The organism is Secundilactobacillus pentosiphilus (genome assembly GCF_002217985.1).
In the GTDB taxonomy this organism is placed as follows: domain Bacteria; phylum Bacillota; class Bacilli; order Lactobacillales; family Lactobacillaceae; genus Secundilactobacillus; species Secundilactobacillus pentosiphilus.
This window is the reverse complement of the sequence record NZ_BCMI01000050.1, coordinates 1-4799: the sequence shown is the minus strand read 5'-3', so window position 1 is coordinate 4799 and position 4799 is coordinate 1. Positions and strand designations below refer to the sequence as shown.

Genomic DNA, 4799 nt, shown 5'->3' with positions numbered 1-4799 from the left:
CTGTTCCAACAGTCAACGACAACCCGTTATTGCTTGCCAGTAGTTTACCATCTGATATTGCACGAACTGGCCAAGATGCCAACTTTACTGACAAACTACAAAGAAATGGGAAAGACGTGGCAACTACAGATGATCTGACAGCACTCAAAAATGCCGTCAACAGCACGTCAACTGGCCTGCCTAGCAAGATGGCAACCGTAGACGCTGACAAGAAGTATGAAACAAGCGCCCATGCTAGTTCAACGTATGCTACTGTGCAAAATACTAATGCTGCTGTTGCGACCCGTATGCCAATTGATTCAGGTGCTGCAAGTGGCAATTTTGATGAAATGAAGACGGATGGAATCTTTTATCTCAACGCGTTTGACCCTACCAATGCAACTGGATTCCCTACTAATTTAGTAGGCACTGGCGTTACATGGGGGAAATTAATTGTTTTACAAGCAAACTCAGGCATGATTCGGCAAATATTGTATACATTAACTGGTCGTTTTGCTTACAGAACATGGTCAGGCGGCCCTGGATCGTGGAGTGCTTGGCAGCAGATTGCTACGGGAGACGATGTGCAGGCCGCTCTCAATCAGGCTCACACGGATATGCTGTCCGAACTGACTAAGCGTGGATATCCATCAGTAATTTGGACTGGTACACAGGCACAGTATGATGCAATGGGAAGTCATGATGCCAATACTGAATACCGGATTACTGGATAGGGGGCTTTTAACTTGAGCGATTTAATCAACGGCAAAGAGCCGGACAAGATATTTATCGGTGACAAGCAGATTGTCCGAAAATACATGGGCGACAAAATATTTTATCAATATAACGCACCCTCGACTGGTGGAGGATCTGGCGGCCACTATGTCACTTATGAATATCAATGGCAACGAAGTGATGACCATGGATTCTTCTACATTGAACGTGAAATAAGCCCAAATCCTAGCAGTTGGGGTACTGAGCTTTATGCCAATAATGGCCAGTTTCCTAATCTTTCTGCTAGTTTACAAGATGTCACTAACCAAGTATGGGTATCAGACTAAGCCTGCAAAGGCTTTTTATTTTGCACAATTTTAAAGGAGGAACACAAATGAGCCAATTTTACTTTAAGGTAGACGGCCGGTCTAAGCCGTATACCATTGCGCGTTCACGACCAGATGGCGAGGACGCTAAGGACTGGATCACGGCAACAATTGCAGACGATTATGATATTGATTTCAGCGTTAATTTTGATGCTTATGTTTACGACAAAAATAAGCAAGTTTTAACGCCACCGGGCAACACGAATACACCAACGCTCGACAGTTTAAACAATGCCATTAAAACAGTAAATGGCACACTTGGAACTGTTAGCGACAGTGTTAAAGCATTGCCACAAGTACAGCAGATGGTTGTACAGGCTACTCAATCACAAGCACAAACCACGGCTACACTCAAACAGCTGCAAGAGGTGGCGGTTCAGCTCACCCAACAGCTAGCGGTCATGCAGAAACCAGTTGATGCATCAACTACGCCTGCAAGTGACACCGCTACATCAACTGATAAGGCAGCAACTGACACGACTAAATAGGAGGTTTTTATAATGATTACATTTCCAACATTTGATGACATTAAGATTCAATGGTCATGGGGTATCATGTCACCCGAATTTCTAGCAACTTATGTACAAATTGGCACCATCACCGCTGAACAATACAAGCAATTGGCTGGTAAAGATTATGTTGCCCCAACCACAGCCTAGAAGCTACTGATTAATTCAGTGGCTTTTTATTTTGATCATATTTAGTAGAAAGAAGGCGGTAGTATGTGGCATAACATCAAGAAGAACCACTTCATCATCATTAGTGGTTTAGAAACACTTGTGCTCGGTGCCTATCTCATCTATGTACAGCATGTGTTTACTCCACCTCGGCCACTGCCCACAGTAGAGATGGTACGGATTGTGGAGCACGCTCAAGACCCATGGATTGCCCTTACTTTAGTGGTTGTGGGTGTTTTAAGTATCATAACCGGTGCATGGGATATGAATCATTTCTATGCTAAGCGAGTGAGTTTGGTGGCTATGGTAGCTGTGTGGGTGACTTATCTGGTGGCCTTTACAGTGCATGACTTGAGTAACAGCCACGTCATCGGAATCGGTACAATTCTGATTGCCTTTATCCTGATTCGACTGTTTGCCGAAGCCTTGTGGGGTGATCATGTATGAACTTTTTGGACCACTTAATTCAGTACGTTGTACCGGCTGTGATTGGTGGGGCGCTCACTTGGTGGGCAACTTCGAAGAACGATGGCACTCAGCGGGAAGACGTCTATGCTGACCACATGCCTGAGATATGGTCGCGACTAGACAAGATAACTCAAGAACGTGATGATCTTAAAGTACAGGTTGAATCGTTGCAAGACCAAGTTAGTAAGCAATCAACAACCATTAAGAATCAATCAAGAGTCATTGACGAGCTAACTCAATCAGTAAATGAGTTGAAAATTTCAATCAATCGAAATAAGGAGGAAATAGAGAATGGCAAAGTTAAATAACGCAACAAATGTACTGTTTGCAGCATTGATCCTAAACGGTAAAGCTAGTGTGGACGATGTGCCTAAGAAACTGCGTGAGGGGGTACAAGCAGAACTAGACTTTTTCAACGATATTGGCTTAACTGACGATGATCAAACGGAAGTCGAAAACAAATCGAATTTATCAAACGTTGATACACCGGCAACCGTGGCACCTAAAACGGATAATTCGAATTTAAATCGAACGCAAAATGACGCAACTGACCAAGCACTGGCTGAAGTCAATGATGCTGTTAAAGACGCTGAATAGGGGGTGTCAGTATGCAAAATGCACTACAGATTATGAGCGATAGCGGGTTACTGCAAACCATCATCATGGCTATTTTAACGGTGGTGGTGATTCCACTCATCAATCAAGGCCATAAGTCAGCTAAGACGGCCAAGACTGCCAATGCCTATACCACACTAGACAAGCTAGCTGAGGGTGCTGTCGCTAAGCTGGCTACTGAGTATGACATGCCATCTGGGGTTAAGCATGATCAAGCCCTGCAAAACATATCCACTCAGCTGGCAAAAAAGGGTATCAAGTCCATTGACACTCAAGATATTGATATGGCAATCGAAAAAGCTTACCAATACTTTACGAGCCTTGATACTAAGGCACAGGCTAAGCAAAGTGAGTTCAATGATGGGCTAGCAAATGCTGACAAGGAGTCGCAAAAAGCAGTAACAACTGTTCCTGAGCCTAACGTAGAAGCCAAATCGGAGGTAGCTGAACCAATTAAAGTTGAAGCTTCTGCTGATCCAGAACAGGACAGTTTGGATAAGTTACGTATTGCTATTGCTTCAGCTCAAAAGATCTTAGCCGAAAAAGAGCAAGCACAGGGTGGTGACAAGAATGCCTAGATACGACATGGTGGACATCTCCAACAATAATGGCTATGTACCGACAAGTGCTTTTAAATCAATGAAAGCCAAAGGTGTCAAAGCTGTTATCAGTAAAATCACCGAGGGTGTTTATTATAAAGATAAATGTGCCAAAACTAACCTGGCACGTGCCAAATTAGTTGGATTGCAGATTCATGGCTACCATTTTGCTCGGTTTACGACCGTTGCTGGTGCGAAAAGTGAGGCCAATTTTGCTTGCAATGTAGCCAAGGAGTTTGGGCTACCTGCTGGCCATGTTATGGTGTGTGACTTTGAGTCGTATAATCGGGGCTGGAATCAAAACAATGCCACTACCAAGGCGTTTAAAAAGGTTGTACAAGCTCATGGATATCGCTATGACTTATACACCATGGGTTCTTGGCTCGATTCTGTATCAATCAATAATCATGGCAGAGCCGGCTGGATTGCTAACTATCCATATGATGCATCGGGTAAAAAGTACTACTCTAGCTACAACTCATGGCAGTGGACTTCTGGTGCTCATTTCAATGGCTCAGGTTCACGCTTTGACGTGTCCTGCAACTATTCGGATTTTTACACAAAAGGCAGTGTTGCCTTACGTCCAAAGAATTTGCATCAGTATTTCGACTGGGATCCAAAGTGGATTTATCCGCGATTCACAGTGGCCGCATACCGAACTAAAGCAGAGGTTGGACATGGCAAAGGTGTCGTTAAGTATTACAAGCCATACACTAAGCTCCATGTTAAGCAGCTGATCAAGTCTAAAACTACGAAGTACGCTGTTTTCCAACTGACCAATGGTCTATTTGTCACAGCTAACAAGGCCTGGATCAACAATTTGTATTACACGACAACAAAAGGTGCTGTTAAACGAGTTAAATCAGTCCACGGAACCAACAAGTACAAGAGTAAGAAATTCGATAAGAAGTATCTTGTAGCTAGCTTCCGAGCTGGGACACTTTTTGACGTTGCCAAAGTGGTCAAAGTCGGTAGTGTCACACGGCTACAGTTATCTGACAGAACGTATATCAGTGGCAACAAGTTGATCAACAATTTTGTAAAATAAAATAGTAAAAATAAGTAATCTCGATAATGAGCCTCCTGACCTTTGCGGTTGGGAGGCTTTTTTGCTGTCTAAAAATAAATTGCTGTACCCCAGCCATAGCAAGGAGTACAGCGCTTATTTTGCATTTTTGACCCCTGATTTTGCATTATTTTGGAGAAAATTCCCAAAAATGCAAAATAAATGCAAAACAATTTGTGAATCTATGTGTTTCAGAGAGACGTAAAATAAATAAAAAAGCTCCCAAACGCTGATTTAACAGTATCTAGAAGCTTGTGTATTCTTCTATGTTGTTCCAGAAATCACCCGCACGGGG

The 4799-nt window shown here is 43.2% G+C and carries 9 protein-coding genes; all 9 read left to right on the top strand.

Features of this window, described 5'->3' with window-relative positions; translation table 11 throughout:
• A partial coding sequence (locus CES81_RS12940; RefSeq protein ID WP_439951296.1) for a phage upper tail fiber protein occupies nt 1–713 on the top strand: 713 nt, incomplete at its 5' end.
• A 12-nt stretch (nt 714–725) separates the two neighbouring features.
• Complete coding sequence (locus tag CES81_RS12935; RefSeq protein WP_089122116.1) at nt 726–1040, top strand: hypothetical protein; 315 nt, start codon at nt 726–728, stop codon at nt 1038–1040.
• A 47-nt stretch (nt 1041–1087) separates the two neighbouring features.
• Nucleotides 1088–1567, top strand: a complete 480-nt coding sequence (locus tag CES81_RS12930; protein ID WP_089122115.1) for a hypothetical protein — start codon at nt 1088–1090, stop codon at nt 1565–1567.
• A 12-nt stretch (nt 1568–1579) separates the two neighbouring features.
• A complete protein-coding gene (locus tag CES81_RS12925; protein WP_089122114.1) occupies nt 1580–1738 on the top strand; it encodes an XkdX family protein in 159 nt (52 codons plus the stop codon).
• Between the two features lie 63 nt (nt 1739–1801).
• Nucleotides 1802–2203 (top strand): hypothetical protein, encoded by a 402-nt coding sequence (locus CES81_RS12920; RefSeq protein ID WP_089122113.1) that lies wholly within the window; start codon nt 1802–1804, stop codon nt 2201–2203.
• The gene (locus CES81_RS12915; protein ID WP_089122112.1) at nt 2200–2532 is read left to right on the top strand and encodes a hypothetical protein; all 333 of its coding nucleotides are present in this window, start codon (nt 2200–2202) and stop codon (nt 2530–2532) included. Before CES81_RS12920 ends, CES81_RS12915 begins: the two co-directional genes overlap by 4 nt.
• Nucleotides 2516–2821: a hypothetical protein gene (locus tag CES81_RS12910; RefSeq protein ID WP_089122111.1), complete on the top strand. Its 306-nt coding sequence runs from the start codon at nt 2516–2518 to the stop codon at nt 2819–2821. Before CES81_RS12915 ends, CES81_RS12910 begins: the two co-directional genes overlap by 17 nt.
• Nucleotides 2822–2832: 11 nt before the next feature.
• A complete protein-coding gene (locus CES81_RS12905) occupies nt 2833–3417 on the top strand; it encodes a phage holin (protein WP_089122110.1) in 585 nt (194 codons plus the stop codon).
• On the top strand, nt 3410–4486 hold the full coding sequence (locus tag CES81_RS12900) for a GH25 family lysozyme (protein ID WP_089122109.1): 1077 nt from the start codon (nt 3410–3412) through the stop codon (nt 4484–4486). Before CES81_RS12905 ends, CES81_RS12900 begins: the two co-directional genes overlap by 8 nt.
• The last annotated feature ends 313 nt before the right edge of the window (nt 4487–4799 follow it).

Coding starts and splice junctions, on each gene's coding strand:
- CES81_RS12930 (WP_089122115.1), top strand. CDS start 1,088: ATGAGCCAATTTTACTTTAAGGTAGACGGCCGGTCTAAGCCGTATACC.
- CES81_RS12925 (WP_089122114.1), top strand. CDS start 1,580: ATGATTACATTTCCAACATTTGATGACATTAAGATTCAATGGTCATGG.
- CES81_RS12920 (WP_089122113.1), top strand. CDS start 1,802: ATGTGGCATAACATCAAGAAGAACCACTTCATCATCATTAGTGGTTTA.
- CES81_RS12915 (WP_089122112.1), top strand. CDS start 2,200: ATGAACTTTTTGGACCACTTAATTCAGTACGTTGTACCGGCTGTGATT.
- CES81_RS12910 (WP_089122111.1), top strand. CDS start 2,516: ATGGCAAAGTTAAATAACGCAACAAATGTACTGTTTGCAGCATTGATC.
- CES81_RS12905 (WP_089122110.1), top strand. CDS start 2,833: ATGCAAAATGCACTACAGATTATGAGCGATAGCGGGTTACTGCAAACC.
- CES81_RS12900 (WP_089122109.1), top strand. CDS start 3,410: ATGCCTAGATACGACATGGTGGACATCTCCAACAATAATGGCTATGTA.